This is a genomic window from Streptomyces sp. NPDC001732 (assembly GCF_053596315.1).
Genome location: NZ_JBSFFY010000009.1, coordinates 119,433 through 136,893, shown reverse-complemented (window position 1 = coordinate 136,893; position 17,461 = coordinate 119,433). Strand labels below are relative to the sequence as shown.

Here is a 17,461-nt window from a genome sequence, read left to right as displayed (position 1 = left end):
GTGTCTCGTACTCCGTACGGGGGGTGCCTGCGCCGTACGGGGGATTCCCGCGTCGTACGGGGATGCCTGCGCCGTACGGGTTGCCCGTGCTGTACGGGGTGCCTGTGTCGTACGGGGGATTTCCGGCGGCCCCGGCACGGGGTCAGAGCGTCAGGCCGTTCTCCAGCGTGTCCAGCGCCCGGCCGATCATCGCGACGAGGTCGCCCTCCTGGCCGTGCTCGCCCCAGTGCAGCGTCACCTCGCGCAGCGCGCCCAGGACCGCCGCGACGAACACCCGGACCGCCAGGTCGTCGGGGGCGCGTCCGCTGCGGGCGGCGAGGGCGGCGGCCAGGGTCCTGGCCGTGCCCGACATGCTCTCCGTCACCCGGGCCCGGACCGCGGGGACCTCCACCATCAGCCGGGTGCGCTGCCGGAGCTCCGCCTCCTCGGTCGCCAGGACCGCCGCGAACGTCTCGGTCAGGACGTGCCGGAGCGACTCCAGCGGCGGTTCGCCGGCCGGTCGGCGGTGCAGGGCCGCCTCCAGGACCGGGCCGTACTCGTCGGCGAGGACGATGTCCTCCTTGGCCGGGAAGTACCGGAAGACGGTGCTGGGCGACACCTCGGCCGCCTCCGCGATCTGCTCGACCGTCGTCGCCTCGTACCCCTGCTCGGCGATCAGCCGGCAGGCGGCGTGCCGGATCGCGATCCGGGTCCGGAGCTTCTTCCGCTCGCGCAGTCCCAGCTGCTGCGGCATTCCCGGGGCGGAGACGGAAGGGGTGCGGGAGAGGGCGGCCATGGTCGTCATTGTCGGGCATCGGCGGGTCTTCGGCACCGGTCGGGACGATGCTCAGCCGTGGTTGTAGGCCACCAGCGAGATGCCGACGTAGTGCACCACGAAGGCGGCCAGGGTCAGCGAGTGGAACACCTCGTGGAAGCCGAACCAGCGCGGGGAGGGGTTGGGCCGCTTGATGCCGTAGATGACGCCGCCCGCGCTGTAGAGCAGGCCGCCGACGACGACCAGCACCAGCACGGCGATCCCGCCGGTCCGCAGGAAGTCCGGAAGGAAGAAGACCGCGGCCCAGCCCATGGCGAGGTAGCAGGGCGTGTAGAGCCAGCGCGGGGCGCCGACCCAGAACACCCGGAAGGCGATCCCGGCCGCCGCCGCGGCCCAGACCGCCCACAGCAGCGGGGTGCCGGTGGACTCGGGCAGCAGGAGCAGGGTCAGCGGCGTGTAGGTGCCCGCGATGATCAGGAAGATGTTGGCGTGGTCGAGCCGGCGCAGCACCGCCTCGCCGCGCGGCCCCCAGGTGCCCCGGTGGTAGAGCGCGCTGATCCCGAACAGCAGGCACGCGGTCAGCGTGTAGATCCCGCAGGCGATCCGGCCGCGGGAGCTGTCCGTGAACGCGATCAGGGCGATCCCGGCGACGATCACGGCGGGGAACATCCCGGCGTGCAGCCAGCCGCGCATTCGCGGTTTCGCCGGAAGGGGAAGGGGCTCGGCTGGTTCCAGCCCGGCGGACTCGGGCGCGGCGGCGGCAGTCATTCCCGCATCGTACCTACGCAACCGTAGGTAACGAATGGGAGTGGCAATGCTCACGTGTGAGGCCCCCTGGACATATGGGCGAAACGGTCGGATGATCAAATGAGTGCGGTCGGCACCGGATGAGCGCCAACGAGATTCGAAGGGGTCGAAGCATCCGGGTCGCAGCCCCCACGGGGCAACTACCAAACAGACACCCTCAACAAGGAGCGATCGTGGCGCGCGACATCGCGGCTCCCCTCACTGCCCCCACCCAGCACCAGGAGCTCATCTCCTGGGTGAACGAGATCGCGGCCGTCACCGAGCCGGACCGGGTGGTCTGGTGCGACGGCTCCGAGGCCGAGTACGAGCGCCTGTGCGGGGAGCTCGTGGCCAAGGGCACCTTCACGAAGCTGGACGAGACCAAGCGCCCGAACTCCTACTACGCCGCTTCCGACCCGAGCGACGTCGCCCGCGTCGAGGACCGTACGTTCATCTGCTCCGAGAAGGAGGAGGACGCCGGCCCGACGAACCACTGGAAGGCCCCCGCCGAGATGCGGGAGATCTTCACCGGCGAGAACGGCGTCTTCCGCGGCGCCATGCGTGGCCGCACCATGTACGTCGTGCCCTTCTGCATGGGCCCCGTCGGCTCCCCGCTCTCCGCGATCGGCGTCGAGATCACCGACTCCGCGTACGTCGCCGTCTCCATGCGCACCATGACGCGCATGGGCCGGGCAGTGCTGGACGAGCTCGGCTCCGACGGCTTCTTCGTCAAGGCCGTCCACACCCTGGGCGCCCCCCTGGAGGAGGGTCAGGAGGACGTTCCGTGGCCGTGCAACTCCACCAAGTACATCTCGCACTTCCCCGAGGACCGCGAGATCTGGTCCTACGGCTCCGGCTACGGCGGCAACGCCCTGCTCGGCAAGAAGTGCTACGCGCTGCGCATCGCCTCCGTCATGGCGCGTGACGAGGGCTGGCTCGCCGAGCACATGCTGATCCTCAAGCTGACCCCGCCGCAGGGCGAGGCGAAGTACGTCGCCGCGGCGTTCCCGAGCGCCTGCGGCAAGACCAACCTCGCCATGCTGGAGCCCACGATCCCCGGCTGGACCGTGGAGACCATCGGCGACGACATCGCCTGGATGCGGTTCGGCGAGGACGGCCGCCTCTACGCGATCAACCCCGAGGCCGGCTTCTTCGGCGTCGCCCCCGGCACCGGCGAGCACACCAACGCCAACGCCATGAAGACCATGTGGGGCAACTCCGTCTTCACCAACGTGGCGCTCACCGACGACGGCGACGTCTGGTGGGAGGGCATGACGGAGACCGCTCCGGCCCACCTCACCGACTGGAAGGGCAACGACTGGACGCCCGCGTCCGACACGCCCGCCGCCCACCCCAACGCCCGCTTCACCGTCCCGGCCGGACAGTGCCCGATCATCGCGCCCGAGTGGGAGGACCCGAAGGGCGTGCCGATCTCGGCGATCCTCTTCGGTGGCCGCCGCGCCTCCGCCGTGCCGCTGGTCACGGAGTCCTTCACCTGGCAGCACGGGGTCTTCCTCGGCGCCAACGTCGCCTCCGAGAAGACCGCCGCCGCCGAGGGCAAGGTCGGCGAGCTGCGCCGCGACCCGTTCGCCATGCTGCCGTTCTGCGGCTACAACATGGGCGACTACATGAACCACTGGATCAAGGTCGGCGCCGACAAGGACCAGGCCAAGCTCCCGAAGATCTACTACGTGAACTGGTTCCGCAAGAACGACGCCGGCAAGTTCGTGTGGCCCGGCTTCGGCGAGAACAGCCGCGTCCTGAAGTGGATCGTCGAGCGCCTCGACGGCACGGCCGAGGGCGTCGAGACGCCGATCGGCATCCTGCCGGCCAAGGGCGCGCTGGACACCGACGGCCTGGACCTCTCCGACGCCGACCTGGACTTCCTGCTCGACGTCGACAAGGAGATCTGGCGCGAGGAGGCGTCGCTGGTGCCCGAGCACCTCAACACCTTCGGCGACCACACCCCGAAGGAGCTGTGGGACGAGTACCGCGCGCTGGTCCAGCGCCTGGGCTGACCCCCTCGGAGCCTGTCGGGCGGCCCGCACGGTCGGAGATCGCCCGGCAGGCTCCCGGCGCGCCCCGCACGCCCCGCGGCCGGGTCTCGGACATCCGCCCTGACCTGTGGGGTCACCACCCGGCTGCGGTACGGCCCCCGGAACTCCCTCACGGTTCCGGGGGCCGCCCCTTCCCCCTCACCTTTCACGCTCTTTCGCGATCGTTCACGCTCTTTCGCGGCGAACGTCCGTACATCGCCCAGGGCTTGCGCACAAGACCTCCACAACGCTTCGATGTTTCTTCACATCACCTCCGGTCCGGTCGACCGGAGGCCAACGGAGCCTGTGGGGGACTCAGTTGAGCAAGAACCGGCACCATGTACGCATCGCGGCGACGCTGGCCGTGCTGACACTCGGCACCTCGGGCCTCACCGCACTCGCACCACCGGCCGCCCGCGCGGCCGACGGCACCGTGCCCGGCGACACCGTGGCCAAGCTGCCGATCTCCTCGTACTCGGCGATGGTCGTCGACTCGGTGCACGAGCGGGTCTACATCACGGACGACCGCCGCAACCAGTACGCGAACCAGGTCCACGTCTACAACTTCCAGGGCCAGAAGGTGGGTTCGCTGCCCACCGCCTCCGCGCCGTCCGGGATGGCCCTGAGCGCGGACAGCGGGACGCTCCACGTCTCGCAGTCCTCGGGCATCCTCGCCTTCGACACCGTGACCCAGCAGCGCACCGGCTTCACGTACGCCGCGTACGACGTGCCCTGCCCGCGGGATCTCGCCTTCGCGGGCGGCAAGGAGTGGCACACCGAGACGCCGTACCTCACCACCGAGTGCGAGAACCGCCAGACCTGGCTGTACGCGGCGTCGAACCCCGGGTCCGTCAACACCGGGTGGAACGCGACGGGCCGGCTGCGGCTGACGAGCGGCCCCGAGGTCCCGGACCGCATCGTGATGGCGCAGGCCCGCAACACCGGCGAGACCAACCCCTTCCTCACCACGCTCGACGCGAGCGGTGAGACGCTCGTGCGCGGCCCGGAACGCCGGTTCGCGGACGCCGAGGGCCGGGGCGCCCTCGACATGAAGGACGTGGCGCAGTCCCCCGACGGGCGGCGGATCGCGGTCGCCGACGCCGCGTACGGCACCCGGCTCCTGGAGGCCGCCGACCTGTCCGACGCGCCGGTCGCGTACCAGCCGCTGCCCGAGGGCGCCACGGCGTCCGCGGTCGCCTTCAGCGGCGACGGCACCCACATCGCCCGGGGCGCCGCCGCGACCGGGGGCACGGCCGACCTGCTGGTGCAGCCCGCGGACCCCGAGTCCGGCCGGGCCCCGCTGGAGTTCGCCTTCGAGGGTGCGCTCGAAGGGGACCGGGTCGTGCCGCGCGGGCTCCACTGGGCGAAGGACGGCTCGCGGCTGTTCGCCCTCACCACCAACGCCTCCGGCAGCGAGTACTGGCTGCACGTCATCCAGCCCCCGGCCGCCCAGTACGACTCCCGCTTCACCGGCGGTCTCTCCACCACCCCGGGGCGCCCCGTCGTCGGCGAACCGGTCGGCATCAGGGGCCGGTTGGAGCTGGACGGGCCCGCCCCCGCCGAACCGGTCAGGGTGACCGCGGTACGGCACGACGCGAACGGCGACCGCAGGCTCGCCTCCGTCGAGGCCGAGGCCGACGGCTCGTTCACCGTCCTCGACGTCCCGTCCCTGGTCGGCGACGCCACCTACACCGTCTCCTTCACCGGGGACGTCACCCACCGCCCGGCCGAGGACGTCACGCTCGCCGTCACCGTCGACAGGGCCCCGACCGCCATCGAGCTCCAGGCCCCGGCGGAGGCGACCAAGAGCGAGGGCCTGACGATCACCGGCACCCTGACCGGCCGGGGCAGGGCGCTCCCCTCCGGAATCACGCTGTCCGTGGTGCGCACCGACAAGAAGGGCACCGGCACGCTGACGTCGGCCGCCGTCGCCGCCGACGGCACCTTCACCGTCAACGACCTGCCCCGGGCCGCCGGACAGGTGACGTACGAGATCGGTTACGCGGGTGACGACCTGCACAGCGGATCGACGGCGTCGGCGACGGTACAGGTCCGCCGCTGACGAAGGCCGCCCCGGGCCGGAACGGGCGCTACCCGTTCCGGCCCCGGTCCTCCAGATAGCGGGTGTGGATCTGCTGCCGCCGCGCCTCGGCCTCCCGCAGCCCGGCGGCGAGCGCCTCCGCCTCCCGGTGCAGCAGCGTCAGCTGCTGTTCCAGATGGCGTTCGGGCGGCTCCGTACCGGGCGTGATCCGCGTCCACCAACGAGTCCGCACGAAGGTGTCGACCGACTCCGGGAGGTCCTGGTGCACGGCACGGGACAGGGCGTGCACGCCCTCCGGGTCGGCGGCCAGGGCCTCGGACACCCAGCCGGGGGCGAGCAGCCCGTCGAGGAGTTCGGTCAGCTCGGCGAGTCGACCGGACGCGGCGGGCGGCAGGTCCACCTCGTCCAGGTAGGCCCGCAGCGTCCCGAAGTCGTCCCGCAGCGCGTCCAGGCGCGACGAGGCGTCCGGGAACTCCGGGGCGGGCGGCCGCTCGGGCGGGGCGAACAGGGCGCCCGCCCCGTACAGCCCGGCGACCACCACCGGCCAGTACGCCCCCGCGAGCCCGGTGAAGGTGAGGACGAGACCGGCGATCCCGCAGGCGCTCCCGGCGAGGTTCTTCCGCGACTCGACATAGGCCAGCACCCGGTTCGCCGGCCTGCCGCCGGACGACCCGCCTCGGCCGGACGACCTGCCGCCCGAACCGCCGGAGGACCCGTCCGGGCCGCGCCGGGAGCCACGGGACCTACTGGTAGCCACGGATCTCCTCGAAGGCCCCGTCCAGGGAACCCGGTCCCCGGTCCTCGGTCGCGTCGAAGAGCCGGCCACCGGTCAGCTCGGCGATCCGGTCCAGCTCGCCGCGGTCCGAGTCGCCGAAGACGATCGGGAAGACCGGGGTGACCCGGTGCGCGGCCGGCAGCGACCGGTAGTAGGAGGCGAACCCCCCGGCCGTGTCGCCCGTCGTGTTCTCGCCGTCCGTCATCAGCACGATCGAGGTGAACGCCGACTCGCTGCCGCCGCCGATCCGCTCGTACGCCGACTTCAGGCTCGAATAGATCGCCGTCTCGCCGCCCGCCGTCAGCGCGGCGGTGTCCGCCTCGATCGCGGCCGGTCCGCGCCGTGGGTCGGCCGGGTCGACGGTGTGCGTGCGCACCTGCTTCACCGACGAGCCGAACGGCAGCAGCGTGACCTCCTCCCGCTCCCGGAAGTCCCCGGTCAGCCCGGTCAGCGCCGCCTTCAGCCGCTTCAGCCGGTCCCCCTTCATCGAGCCGGAGGTGTCCAGCACGTACACGGTGCGCGAGGGGCGCCGCAGCTTGTTCTCGTAATTGTGGAGCAGCCCGTCGGCCACCGAACGTGAGCCGGGGAAGGGCAGTTCGCGCCGCGCGTCGGCGGCGAGCGGCGCCGCGGGCCGCACCGAGGGCACGACCGGGCGCCGGAAGGTCTCCTGGGTCAGCTGCCGCTGCGCGTCGGGGGTGCGGAAGTACGCCGCCAGGGCGCGCACCGCGTCCTTCGCGTCGGGGGAGGTGCCGGCGAGCGTGCTGAGCGGGTAGTCGGCCGTCACCACCCCGTCGCGGGGGCGGATCACGGTCAGCCCGGTTTGGCTGTCGCGGTTCAGGGACAGCAGCACGGACTCGTAGTTGATCAGCGCGTCGACGTTGCCGCGCCGGGTGTACGCGGTGGCCAGCCAGCCCGAGGAACCGGACGTCAGCCGCTGCCCGCCGAAGAACTCCTTCAGCTTCCCGCTCGCGCCGCGCACATCGGCGTCGGTCAGCGCGGACTGGGCGCCGGAGAGCCCGGAGGCGACCGAGACGAGCGCGGAGAAACCGGAGTTGGAACGGGCCGGGTCGGTCATCCCGTACGTCAGCCGGCCCTCGGCGACCGCCCGGTGCACCTGCGACCAGGTCACGTCCGAGGGCCGCCAGCCCAGTCGTTCCACGGTCGCCGGACGGACCCCGAGCGCGACCGGCGACGTCATCAGCGGGGTCTCCGACGTGATGCGCCGCGCCGCCTCCGGGCGCAGCCGCAGGGAGTCGTTGGACGACAGCCACACCGCGTCGTACGCCCCGTCCGCCTTCCCCGAGGCGAGCCGTTCGACGGCGTCCAGCGTGCCGGTCCAGGTGGGGCGCACGGTGATCCCGGTGGCCTGCCGGGCCTTCGCCAACAGCGGCTCCATGTCGGAGAGTTCACTGGAGGCGAGGACCCGCAGCGTGCCGGCCCGGGGCCGGCCGTCGTCCCGCCCGGACCCGCCGGACGAGCCGGACGTACCGGTCTCCGGGGCGGAGCACGCGGCGAGGGGGGCGAGCACGGCGGCGGACAGCAGCGCGACGAGCGAACGGGTCACCCGGCGCCGCATCCTGCGCAGCCCTCTCCGGGGGCGGTTCGTCATGCGGGACCACCGCCCTCCGGCACCCCGGCCGACCGGCTGCGCTCCAAGTGGGCGCCGGCCTGCTGGAGTTCGGCGGTCAGCGACTCCACGGTCGCGGCCATCGACTCGGTGGCCTGCACCTTGTACGTGTCGATGGCGTCGAGCGTCCGGTAGATCTGCTGGAACGTGGTGCGCAGCGTCTCCGCCCCCACCGCCGGGTCGGCGGCGATGCGCTGGATCTCGCCGCTCTGCCCGGCGAGCATCTCCGCGTTGCCGCGGATCAGGTCCTCGGTCGTGGAGCGCAGCACCTGGACCTGCTCGGTCACCTTGCGCTGGCTCTCCAGCGCCGAGGCCAGCATCACGGCGATCCGCAGGGCGGAGACGGTGGTGGTCGCGGCCCGGTCGACGCCCCTGATGAGCTCGTCGTTGTTGCGGCGCACCACGTCCATCGCGAGGTAGCCCTGGGCGCAGACCGCGAGCTGGGTCAGCAGGTCCTGGTGCTTCTGCCGCACGGGGAAGAGGACGTCGGCGCGGAGCGCGTCCGCCTGCGCGGGGTCGGTGGCCGCGGCGATGCGCTGCTCGACGGCGTCGTCCAGCGCCTCGGTGAGGACCACGTACTCCTGGAGCTTCCCCATGGTCTCCCAGAGCCGGGTGCGCCCGGTGTGCAGGGCGGCGTTGTCGCGGCGCAGTTCGTCCTGGCCGCCGCGCAGCGAGCCCACGATCCGGTTCAGGGTGGACTGGGCCGACGCGTACTTGGCGACGTGGTCGCGGAGCCGGTTGCCGCCCGGCAGCCGGGACAGCAGCCGGCGCGCACCCCTGGCGGGGGCGTCGCGCGGGTCGAGGTCCTCGACGGTGCGGCGCAGCTCGACGAGGGAGGAGCCGACCCGGGCCTGGGCTTCGCCGCCCCCGGAGCCGCTCCCGGCACCCTTTCCGGACGCGGACAGCGAGCGGACGGTGCGGTCCAGCATCCGGTTGGACTGCTGGGCGGCGCTGCGGATGTCGTCCTGCCCCAGGGCGGCGATCTTCCCGATCCGGGTGGTGAATTCGGGCGACCGGGCGTCCAGGCCGGCGAGGCCGCCGACGTACTCGGCGGCACGGCGGGTCATCTCCGTGCGCACCGACTCGTCGACCGGCACGAGACCGGCGGCCTGCTCGGTGCGGACCGGGGCGACCGGTTCCGGCGGGGTGAGGACGAGCGGCGGGGCGTCGCCGGGCGGGGCGAGGGTGATCGGTTGCGGTTCTTCGGCCATGAGCGGGTCTCCAGGAACGGGAGGGCAGGAAGGCGTACGGGGCGGAGTCCGCCGGGTGGCCGCCGGTCGGGCACGGCCGCCCGGCGGACGCTCAGCCGCGGGTCCGTTGGGCCATCGCGCGCAGCACCGTGGCGGTGGGCACGGGCGCCTGACGGACGCCGGTCAGCTTCTGGTCGATGTGGTCGGTGTGGCCGGCGGTGGCGGCGGTGAACTCGGCCGCGGCGCCCTGGGGCCGGAAGCCGTGCCGCACGGCCAGCTCGCGCAGGCGCGGATCGGTGGAGAGCAGCTCGCCGAGCCGCCGTCCGGTGCCGGTCAGCGGTACGAGGGTGTGGTCGCTGGACACGGTGGTGTCGGGGTAGAGGAGCACCAGGTCACCGGTCTCCTGACCCTGCATCAACAACGAGGCGACCTGCGACTCGTAGATCAGGACGAGCGGGTTGCCGACCCCGCTGATGAAGTCGCGGAACGGGGCGTCGGTGCTGGTCTGCTGCGCGCCCTGGACCCGGATCAGCTTCTTCAGGAGGGGAGCGGTGCGGTCGACCGCGGCCTCGTCCGCGGCGACCCGGCCGCCGTCGGCGACGTAGGAGGCGGCGGCGAGGTAGAGCGCGCCGGAGTTGGACGAAACGGGGTCGGTGCTGGTGATGAACACCGTCCCGGACAGCTCGGCGTGCTTGTCGGCGCCCTTGAGCTGCTGCCAGGTCCGGTCCGCCCGCGCGGCGCCGAGGTACGGCTCCATGAGCAGCTTGCCGCTGGACTTCCCGCCCAGCGTCGCGAGTCCGTTGTCCGCCAGCACCTGGGCGGCGGCGCGGTGCGCGACGACGACGAGCGGCGAGTAGAACGGCCTGATCGGTCCGCCCTTGACGGGGGACTCGCGCTGGAGCTCGTCGGCCGGGGCCTTCGAGCCGGGGAAGGCGAAGTCGTAACCCTTGAGGGGGAACTGGTCCATGGCCCATGACCCGGACGTCTCCGCCTTGACGGTGAGCCCCTTGGCGGCGAGGGCCTTCACCACGTCGGGATCGGCGAAGAACTCGGCCTTCTCCGACCCGATCACTCCACGCACGGTCTTCGTTGCCGTGCTCGTGTCCTTGCCGGCGCGTCCTGCTGCGACGGCTGCTGCCACTCCGCCGATCAGCAGCACCGCCAGGACGATTCCCACGATGCGTCTCACGCCTGAAGCGTGCTCCCGGAACCCCACATTCCAGGCGGAGTCGGGTGGACGGCAGGTGAAGTGAGTATCCCAGTACGCAACGGGAGCGGCCGATTCTCTCCGGCGACCCGGTCACAGGTGGAACTCGGGCTGCGCCGCACGGCGCACGCACGTGTGCCGTGCCCGGACGATCCCGGACACGGCACACTTCAGAGGGATCCCAACGAGGTCAGGACCGCGTCTGGCTCTTCGAGAGTCCCTTCTCGATTGCGTCCTGCGTGCTGGGCTTCATCCCCCTGTCGAAGCCGAGGCTGTTCAGCAGCTCATCCATCGCGTCCAGGTAGCTGGACTGCTGGCTTTCGGTCATCGGCTCCTCGCTTGCGAGCGGCTGCCCGCCGGCCCGGAGCGCGAGGGGCGGCTGCGGATTGGCCGGTGTCCATGTCTGGCCGGCGCAATTGAACGTCGAAGGTTCGCCCATGACCGTCGGGCATTCGAGGTCGAAGACATCCCCGTCGGTGGTGACCACCTCGAACCTGACGGAGTTGGCGTGCGTGGTGATCGCGATGCCACAGGGGTTGTCCGGGAAGCCGGATCCGGGGCCGCTGGGGAGGGGCTGCCACGTGTACGGCGGGGTCACGTTGAAGTCCACAGAAGCCCCGAACGGGGTCCCGTCGGGGGCCAGCACGCCCTTGACTTCTCTCTCGTTGGCGGTCTGGAAGGAGTCGATGGAGATGCACGGCCCAGCGGCTCCGGTGGCTCCGGTGGCTCCGGTGGCTCCGGTGGCTCCGGTCGCTCCGGTCGCTCCGGTCGCTCCGGTGGGTCCGGTGGGTCCGGTGGGTCCGGTGGGTCCGGTGGCTCCGTTTCCACCCGGAGCTCCGGTGGGTCCGGTGGGTCCGGTGGCTCCGTTTCCACCCGGAGCTCCGGTGGGTCCGGTGGGTCCGGTGGCTCCGTTCTCGCCGTTCTCACCCGGAGCGCCGGTCGGTCCGGTCGGTCCCGTGGCACCGCGCGGCCCCGTCGGCCCGGTGGGCCCGGTGGGTCCGCGCTTACCCTTCTCCTCCTTGCACTTGTCCTTGTCGTACTTGTTCTTGTGGTTGTCGCAGCACTCGTCCTTGTCGTGCTTGTCCTTCTGCTTCCCGCACTTGTCACCGCCCATAAGCACAGGCCGGTTCATCTCGCCCGGAGAGAAGACGTTCTGGGCCCCTGCCACCGCGGGGCTGGAAAAGCCCAGCATGACGAGGCCCAGCGTTGCCATTGCACCGCTGGCCAGCCACCTGCGACCGCGGGGCACCGGGCCAAGACGTGAGGGGGTCCTGTTCTCAGGACTCATGAGTTTGCTCCTTGGGGAACCGAATGGAGTGGTCTCGACGAGGCGTACAGAGCCTCCGATGCAACACTCGGGTGCATGCGCAAGAAAGTGGGCGAGGCGCACCAGACGTTCAGGCGATCGGCAGAATGTGGGGGGCCGAAAGAGAATGAGCCCGGAAGAGTCGGATCATGTGGCCCCGTAGCGGCTTTAGTTCCGGGTGAGTGTCGGTGCGGCCGATGCCCGGACGGATGGATACGCTCTGCATGCTTCATCAGCTCCCACTTGCCAAATCGAGGCTCGGATGTCCGCCAGGGATTTACAAGGAAAGATGAATTTCTTCACAGGGGCCAGGAAACGCGTGGCCGAGGTGGCGATGGTCGCGCTCGCCGTAACTGCGACGTGTTCAGGGCTGACATGGGCGGCGGTCTCCCTCACGGGAAATGACGTCGAGGCGAAGGTGTCGGCCGCTTGCTCATACAACCTCACCAATGGTGCAAAGCCCGTGGGAATTCCCACTTTCAACGAATCGGCCGCTGCTCGGCCCTATACGGCAGAAATCGTGACCAACCGGGGAACCGTCACCTTCGAAGCACTGACCGACAAGGCGCCCTGTACCACCAACTCCTTCTCCTTCCTGGCGCGGAAGGGGTACTACGACGGCAGCACGTGTCACCGCGTCACGACCCGAGGGATTTACGTATTGGACTGCGGTGACCCCGAGGGGAAAGGCACGGCAGATCCGGGATACTTCTTCCGGGATGAAAATCTGGACGGAGCCGAATACTCGGCCGGCACCTTGGCGATGTCCAAGGCGGCTCCCGGCAGGAACGGCAGTCAGTTCTTCATCAGTTATGCCGATCCTGATTTCCCCATGTCGTCCGAGTGGACTCCCTTCGGGAAAGTCGTGAGCGGATTGGATGTACTGAAGGAGATCGCCGGTGACGGGACTCGGGACGGATCCTCCGACGGAAGGCCGAAGAAGGCCGTTGTCATCAAGTCGGTAACGGTGCGACAGGCATCGGTCAACGCTCCTCGCGAGAAGCGCGGGTGATTCCATCGAGCCTCAGGTGTGCCGCTGTTCGGGGTATTCCGCGCGCGTATATGGCGGCTCAGGGCCAGGCCTCGAAGGTTGCTGGCATTTTGAGGTCCTCAGGGTCAGTTTTCCGGAAGGAATAAGTCATGCAAGCCCCACCCGCCGAAAGTGCCATGCTCCCGGTGCAACAAAAATCGACCGTGGACGAAGGGCCGGTGGCCGAGCCGTCTCGGGGGAGCCGCTCCGACAGCCCGTGGTGGATCTGGGCCCTGTCGGGAGCACTGTTCTTCACGTACGCGACGTTGTCCTTGCGCATCCATCAGCGCATGCTCTCCCACAGTTTCGACCTGGGAATCTTCGAACAGGTCGTCCGCTCCTACGCACATGGGCACCTGCCCGTCTCCGAGGTCAAGGGGCCGGACTTTCCCATCTTGGGAGACCACTTCTCTCCCATTCTGATCCTGGTGGTACCTGTCTACTGGCTGTGGCCTTCGGCGATGGCCCTGCTCGTGGTGCAGGCGGCGCTGATCGCCGCGAGCGTTCTGCCCCTGACCCTCTGGGCGCGCCGAGCGCTGGGCTCCCCCGCCGCCGCGGTCATCGGGGTCTGCTACGGCCTCTCCTGGGGTCTCGCGAGCGGGGTCGGCTCCGACTTCCATGAATGGGCCTTCGCCGTCCCCCTTCTCGCGTGCTCACTCACCGCTCTCGCGACGGGCCGGATGCGGGCCGCGGTCTGCTGGGCTCTGCCCCTGTTGCTGGTGAAGGAGGACCTCGGGCTCACCGTGGTCGTGATCGGCCTCGTCGTCGCCTGGCGCGGCGACCGCAAGCTCGGGATCACAACCGCAGCAGTCGGCCTGGCCGGAGCACTGCTGGCGACGATGGTCATTCTGCCGGCCTTCAGTCCGAGCGGGTCCTACGACTACTGGGGCTTCCTGAACGGCTCGGAAGGCAGTGAGGGCGGGCTGACGGATCTGCTGTACAGGAGCACGATCGGTCTCATCACCCCCGAGGCCAAGATCACGACGCTCCTGCTCGTGCTGGCCCCGACCCTGTTCCTGGCCCTGCGGTCCCCGTTGATGTGGATCGCGGTGCCGACCCTGATGTGGCGGGCTGCCTCGGAGCTCAGCACCCACTGGGGCACCGCCTACCACTATTCGCTCTCTCTGATGCCGATCGTCTTCGCCGCCTTCATCGACGCCTTGGTCCGACGGAACCCGAGCAGGAGCAGCCTGCGGCGGTACCTCGCCGGCTCCGCCGCGATCACGCTCCTGGTCCTTCCGCAGTATCCGTTCTGGCAGCTGGTCCAGCCGGCCACCTGGCGGGACGATCCCCGCATCGCTGTCGCCCACCGTCTGATGGACCGGATTCCTGACGGCGCCACGGTGCAGGCATCCAATGAGCTCGTGCCCCAGCTCACGAACCGTACGAGTGCCAGCCTCTACGGCTGGCCCGACAGCCGTCCCGATCCTCAGTGGATCATGGTGGACACCAAGGTGCCGTTCAGCCGGCGGTGGCCGCTGAACGTCTTTCAGGAACGGCAGGCCCTGGGCGCTGCGCGGGCACAGGGGTATCTCACCGTGAGCAATGAACAGGGCTTCGTACTGCTCAAGCGTCCGAGCTGACGTCGCGTCTTCGGTCTTCCTGCCTCACCGAGTTGGAGGTGACCCGTGAAATCAACGGTCTGCCTGAACATGATCGTCAAGAACGAGGCCCCGGTCATCAGACGCTGCCTCGAATCCGTGCGCCCTTTGATCGACACGTGGGTCATCCTGGACACGGGATCGACCGACGGCACCCAGGACGTCATCCGTGACATCTTCAGTGATCTGCCCGGCACCCTGCACGAAAGTCCTTGGAAGGGATACGACGGGAGCCGCAGCGAGGCGATCGACCTGGCGCGCGCCGAAGCGGACTATCTGCTGTTCATCGACGCCGACGACGAGATGGAGGTGGAGCCCGGCTTCCGCATGCCGGAGCTGACCCACGACGCCTATCGAGTCGCACTGCACGACGGACCCATCACCCACTGGCGCCCCGCTCTGGTCTCGACCCGGTTGCCCTGGCGCTATGTCGGCGTCCTGCACGAGTACATCGACTGCGGAATGCCGTACACCCTCGGGACGTTCAAAGGCGCCAACATCCTCTCGGTGGGCGGCGGCGCACGCCTGAGAGGAGAAGGAACGCGGAAGAAGTACCTGCGCGACGCCAAGGTCCTTCAACAGGGTCTGATCAAGGAACCCGACAACTCCCGCTACGTCTTCTACCTCGCCCAGAGCTGGCGGGATGCCGGAGAGCCGAAGAGGTCACTCGCCGCCTACGACCGCCGGGCAGGCATGGGCGGCTTCGCGGAGGAAGTCTTCTGTTCCCACCTCTACGCCGCACGGCTTGCGGCAGAGCTAGGCAGGCCGCCGGCCGAGGTGATCGACCGCTACCTTCGCGCGCACGAAAGCCGTCCTTCTCGCGCCGAAGCGCTCGGTGAACTCGCGCGCTACTGCCGCACGAACGGCCGGCGCTGGCCACTTGCGTACATGTTCGCGCAGCAAGCAGCGCAGATCCCGTACCCGGAAGACATTCTGTTCGTCGAGTTCGAGTGGTACGACTGGTGCTCGCTCGACGAACTCGCCGTAGCCGCTTACTGGACCGGAAACTACGAGGAGTCGGAGCGCTGCAGCCAACGCCTCCTCAAGAGCGGCAAGCTGCCTCCCGAGCACCACGACCGTGTGGTCGGCAACCTCGAATTCGCCCGGCAGAAGCTGGGTTCGAGGGAACTCGTGAACGCCTGACCGGGGCCGGAGCAGGCCCGGACCGGGGCCGGACCCGGGGTCGCGCGGTCGGTCGTGTGCGGCAATTGGGTGGCAACCCGGTCCACGCGCCGCCGAGGCGCGTGGACCGGGGCCGTCAGTGGGCGCCGACCAGCCGCGTGGAGGTGGCGGGAGCGGCGGCGACCGCCGCCGCGTGGGCGTCCATGCGCTCGGCCGCGAGGATCGCCGCGGCCGTGTCGGCACGGGACGCGGCCACCACCAGCGCACGGCCCGCGAGGGCGTGGGCGCGGCGGTGCAGCGCGGGTGCGGGTGCTTCGGTTCGACCGGCTTGCCGGGCGGGCGGCGCACCGCGCAGCCTGGCGACCTGTTCGGCGATGCGGTCGCCCGCCTCGCCGAGGTCCAGTTCGTCGGTGACCGCGAGAAGCGCGGCCAGATGCCCGGCGAGCTGGATGTCCAGCTCCTCCTCGCGGGAACGGTGCGGGAAGTCGTCGGCGTGGTCGGCCGGTGTGTGGACCGATTTGGCGCGGATCGGTTCGTACATGGATGGCCTCCTGCGTATTGCTGTGGAACCATCCTACATTGGATTCAGTCTAAAGTTGTCCAGGATCGACCCGGGAATCGTCCGCCGCCGCCCCGGCCGCTACGGCTGGCCGTACCCGTCCAGGAAGTGGGCGATCCGGTCGACCGCGTCCGCCAGGTCCTCGGTCGTGGGCAGCGTCACGACCCGGAAGTGGTCGGGCTCCGGCCAGTTGAACCCGGTCCCGTGCACCACCATGATCTTCTCGGCCCGCAGCAGGTCGAGGACCATCTGCCGGTCGTCCTTGATCTTGTAGACCTTGGGGTCCAGGCGCGGGAAGAGGTACAGGGCCCCCTTCGGCTTCACGCAGGTCACGCCCGGAATCCGGGTCAGCAGCTCGTACGCCGTGTCGCGCTGCTCCAGGATGCGCCCGCCCGGCAGCACCAGGTCGTCGATCGACTGCCGCCCGCCGAGCGCGGTGGCCACGGCGTACTGCGAGGGCATGTTGGCGCAGAGCCGCATGTTGGCGAGGATCGTCAGCCCCTCGATGTACGAGGAGGCGTGCGCCTTCGGGCCGCAGACGGCCAGCCAGCCCGACCGGTAACCGGCCACCCGGTAGTTCTTGGAGAGCCCGTTGAAGGTGAGCACCATCAGGTCGGGCGCGATCGTCGCGGTCGGGGTGTGGGTCGCGCCGTCGTACAGGATCCGGTCGTAGATCTCGTCGGAGCAGACGACCAGGTTGTGGCGCCGGGCGATCTCCGTCAGCCCGCGCAGCATCTCGTCGTCGTACACCGCACCCGTCGGATTGTTCGGGTTGATGATCACCAGCGCCTTGGTGCGGTCGGTGATCTTCCGCTCGATGTCGGCGAGGTCCGGCATCCAGTCGGACTGCTCGTCGCACCGGTAGTGCACGGCCGTGCCGCCGGCCAGCGACACCGAGGCGGTCCACAGCGGATAGTCCGGGGCGGGTACGAGCACCTCGTCGCCGTCGTCGAGCAGCGCCTGCATCGACATCTGGATCAGCTCGGACACGCCGTTGCCCAGGTAGACGTCCTCGACGTCGAGGTCGATGCCCTTGGTCTGGTAGTGCTGCACCACCGCCCGCCGAGCCGACAGCAGGCCCTTCGCATCGCCGTAGCCGTGCGCCCCGGAGAGGTTGCGCAGTATGTCCTCGAGGATCTCGGGCGGGCACTCGAAACCGAACGCGGCGGGGTTGCCGGTGTTCAGCTTGAGGATGCGGTGACCGGCTGCTTCCAGCCGCATCGCTTCCTCCAGGACGGGGCCCCGGATTTCGTAACAGACGTTGGCGAGCTTCGTGGACTGGATGACCTGCATGCCTGGGAGCTTACGACCGCACCCCGCGCCCCGCCGGAGCTTCCGCCCCGGGGTGGCCCGCCCGGGTGGTCCGCTCCGCCGGACGTGTCTTCCATAGCCATGCGCCCGTCGCCCCGGACCGTGGGAACGCCGGG

The 17,461-nt window shown here is 70.1% G+C and carries 14 protein-coding genes; 5 read left to right on the top strand and 9 right to left on the bottom strand.

Annotated elements, in window-relative coordinates:
- Positions 1 to 142 precede the first annotated feature (142 nt).
- Both ACWCXX_RS12735 and trhA read right to left on the bottom strand, forming a co-directional pair.
- Positions 143 to 775, bottom strand: a complete 633-nt coding sequence (locus tag ACWCXX_RS12735) for a TetR/AcrR family transcriptional regulator (protein WP_451126348.1) — start codon at positions 773 to 775, stop codon at positions 143 to 145.
- A gap of 51 nt (positions 776 to 826) precedes the next feature.
- Positions 827 to 1,522, bottom strand: a complete 696-nt coding sequence (trhA, locus tag ACWCXX_RS12730) for a PAQR family membrane homeostasis protein TrhA (protein ID WP_451126347.1) — start codon at positions 1,520 to 1,522, stop codon at positions 827 to 829.
- A 212-nt stretch (positions 1,523 to 1,734) separates the two neighbouring features.
- Between trhA and ACWCXX_RS12725 the strand changes: the two genes are divergently transcribed.
- Positions 1,735 to 3,558 carry a phosphoenolpyruvate carboxykinase (GTP) gene (locus ACWCXX_RS12725; RefSeq protein WP_451126346.1) on the top strand — a complete coding sequence of 608 codons (1,824 nt, stop codon included), beginning with the start codon at positions 1,735 to 1,737 and terminating at the stop codon, positions 3,556 to 3,558.
- 337 nt (positions 3,559 to 3,895) lie between these two features.
- Positions 3,896 to 5,638 carry an Ig-like domain repeat protein gene (locus ACWCXX_RS12720; RefSeq protein WP_451126345.1) on the top strand — a complete coding sequence of 581 codons (1,743 nt, stop codon included), beginning with the start codon at positions 3,896 to 3,898 and terminating at the stop codon, positions 5,636 to 5,638.
- A gap of 28 nt (positions 5,639 to 5,666) precedes the next feature.
- Here ACWCXX_RS12720 and ACWCXX_RS12715 read toward each other — a convergent pair whose 3' ends face one another.
- From ACWCXX_RS12715 to ACWCXX_RS12695, 5 genes are all read right to left on the bottom strand, one after another.
- The gene (locus ACWCXX_RS12715; RefSeq protein WP_451126461.1) at positions 5,667 to 6,257 is read right to left on the bottom strand and encodes a hypothetical protein; all 591 of its coding nucleotides are present in this window, start codon (positions 6,255 to 6,257) and stop codon (positions 5,667 to 5,669) included.
- Between the two features lie 103 nt (positions 6,258 to 6,360).
- Entirely contained in the window at positions 6,361 to 8,001 is a 1,641-nt protein-coding gene (locus ACWCXX_RS12710; RefSeq protein WP_451126344.1) for a substrate-binding and vWA domain-containing protein, read from the bottom strand.
- Entirely contained in the window at positions 7,998 to 9,230 is a 1,233-nt protein-coding gene (locus tag ACWCXX_RS12705) for a toxic anion resistance protein (protein ID WP_451126343.1), read from the bottom strand. The genes ACWCXX_RS12710 and ACWCXX_RS12705 overlap by 4 nt, the downstream gene beginning before the upstream one ends.
- A gap of 91 nt (positions 9,231 to 9,321) precedes the next feature.
- Positions 9,322 to 10,425, bottom strand: a complete 1,104-nt coding sequence (locus ACWCXX_RS12700; RefSeq protein ID WP_451126342.1) for a hypothetical protein — start codon at positions 10,423 to 10,425, stop codon at positions 9,322 to 9,324.
- 181 nt (positions 10,426 to 10,606) lie between these two features.
- Positions 10,607 to 11,629 carry a collagen-like triple helix repeat-containing protein gene (locus ACWCXX_RS12695; RefSeq protein WP_451126341.1) on the bottom strand — a complete coding sequence of 341 codons (1,023 nt, stop codon included), beginning with the start codon at positions 11,627 to 11,629 and terminating at the stop codon, positions 10,607 to 10,609.
- A 382-nt stretch (positions 11,630 to 12,011) separates the two neighbouring features.
- On the opposite strand from ACWCXX_RS12695, the gene ACWCXX_RS12690 reads away from it, so the two are divergent.
- The 3 genes from ACWCXX_RS12690 to ACWCXX_RS12680 all read left to right on the top strand — a co-directional run bounded on the left by ACWCXX_RS12690 (position 12,012) and on the right by ACWCXX_RS12680 (position 15,496).
- Positions 12,012 to 12,734 carry a peptidylprolyl isomerase gene (locus ACWCXX_RS12690; protein WP_451126340.1) on the top strand — a complete coding sequence of 241 codons (723 nt, stop codon included), beginning with the start codon at positions 12,012 to 12,014 and terminating at the stop codon, positions 12,732 to 12,734.
- A gap of 197 nt (positions 12,735 to 12,931) precedes the next feature.
- Positions 12,932 to 14,335: a DUF2079 domain-containing protein gene (locus ACWCXX_RS12685; protein ID WP_451126339.1), complete on the top strand. Its 1,404-nt coding sequence runs from the start codon at positions 12,932 to 12,934 to the stop codon at positions 14,333 to 14,335.
- Positions 14,336 to 14,380: 45 nt separating this feature from the next.
- Positions 14,381 to 15,496, top strand: a complete 1,116-nt coding sequence (locus ACWCXX_RS12680; protein ID WP_451126338.1) for a tetratricopeptide repeat-containing glycosyltransferase — start codon at positions 14,381 to 14,383, stop codon at positions 15,494 to 15,496.
- A gap of 115 nt (positions 15,497 to 15,611) precedes the next feature.
- Here the strand turns inward: ACWCXX_RS12680 and ACWCXX_RS12675 are convergent, their stop codons facing one another.
- Positions 15,612 to 16,016 carry an SCO4983 family protein gene (locus ACWCXX_RS12675; RefSeq protein WP_451126337.1) on the bottom strand — a complete coding sequence of 135 codons (405 nt, stop codon included), beginning with the start codon at positions 16,014 to 16,016 and terminating at the stop codon, positions 15,612 to 15,614.
- 99 nt (positions 16,017 to 16,115) lie between these two features.
- Complete coding sequence (locus tag ACWCXX_RS12670) at positions 16,116 to 17,327, bottom strand: pyridoxal phosphate-dependent aminotransferase (protein ID WP_451126336.1); 1,212 nt, start codon at positions 17,325 to 17,327, stop codon at positions 16,116 to 16,118.
- Between the last annotated feature and the right edge of the window lie 134 nt (positions 17,328 to 17,461).